This is a genomic window from Candidatus Cloacimonadaceae bacterium (assembly GCA_030693415.1).
Classification (GTDB): Bacteria; Cloacimonadota; Cloacimonadia; order Cloacimonadales; family Cloacimonadaceae; genus JAUYAR01.
Window position 1 is genome coordinate 1 of the sequence record JAUYAR010000059.1, and the last position, 1,517, is coordinate 1,517.

General features: G+C 48.1%; 1 protein-coding gene. It reads right to left on the bottom strand.

Going from position 1 to position 1,517, the window contains the following annotated elements; translation table 11 throughout:
- Positions 1-657: 657 nt before the first annotated feature.
- The coding region (locus Q8M98_03970) for a T9SS type A sorting domain-containing protein (GenBank protein ID MDP3113915.1) at positions 658-1,517 on the bottom strand (860 nt) is incomplete at its 5' end.

The window sequence follows — 1,517 nt, forward strand, 5'->3', positions numbered from 1 at the left end:
TTTCCATCGATTCCCACTAAAAGACGCAATAAGATTACCAATAACTTGCGGTTTACGCCGATGTTCGGCATGGTAAATACCACGGGGGAGTTTATTGTCACCCGAAACTGATTTTCATCGCACTCCACACTAACAAGGTTCTGGACATGTACACTTTTCTTCATTTTTGGCTTCCTTCATTCAGGTAAATTTGGGCGCCACAATAGTTAGAAGGCAAAAGTTGTAAATGATTTTCTATCATTTGTTTAAATGTATATATTGTCCATAAACAGCCCTATGGTCGCGGCTATAAGCATAAGGCTTTTCCCCACGAAAAATGATTGATATTTACTGAAGTGCCCACTGTGCAGACGATATGTCAATTCAAAGCAACCCCTGCCTAAGGATGCCTTTCGCCCACTTTTCTTGATTTCCGAAACGCTAATTTATTGAAATTTAAGGGAATTTACTTGAACAGTCTCCTGCCGATCCTGCGAAGGCGGAAAGGCTTGACTCCACGGCGCAATGCTTTGATTAAAACGGGTATAGCTTTCGCAGCATCGGCATGCTGCGCTACATTTGCTGCGCTACAAAAGAAAAGCGCCCCGAATTGTATGATCCGGGGCGCTATCGGTTTATGCTATCGGATATCGCTATCCGACAGGAGTTTAATTTGTTTTATTTAGCCAGCAGCATCTTGCGGGTGATGGTCTGGCTGTTATTGGTCACGCGGTAGAAATAGAGACCGCTGGACACGCCGTTGCCTCTATCGTCTTTGCCGTTCCAGACCACATTGTGATTACCGGCAGTAAGCTCTCCGCTCATCAGGTTGCGCACAAGCTGACCCTTGAGGTTATAGACCTTGATGTCGGTTTTGCCGTTGGTCGGAACACTGAAGGCGATGGTGGTTTCCGGGTTGAAGGGATTCGGATAGTTGCTAGCGTTCAGAGTATATACCGGGATGATGTCATCATCGTTGGAAACGCCAGGTTCGACGATGGCGCGAAGCATGATCTCGCCATTGGTGACCGGTTCCCATACGTTTACAAGTCTCTTGTAGCTGTATCCGTTTGAGGAGGTATCCAAGCCGATCGCGGATGCATTGGTCGTCTCCATGATTGCCAGATAGAATTGTCCATCGGGGACGACAATTCCGGCAGGCATGGTCACATAGTTCCAACCCGAAACAACTGATGCGGCGGGGTATTGATATTGAGCAAGCTGCATTCCGGGCATGCCATCGACACCATCGTTTTCATAGACGCGCACGATGATTCCTGCAGTGCCGACAGTATGCACAAATATCTTGGCATACTTGACGGTAACTTGACCGTTGTACATGTGTTTCACAGCCATCTGACGGGATGATCCGACGTTGAAGCCCTGCTCTGCTGTTCCATCGTCGTGGAAAAGCTCGGTATGCATAGCCGGCATCACGAAAACGGAGATCACGTTTGAGGGCAGGGATTCGTTGGTGCCGTAAAGCGCGGTCACATAATAGGTGTGAAGTCCGCCGGCGACGTTCATATCGGTATAGG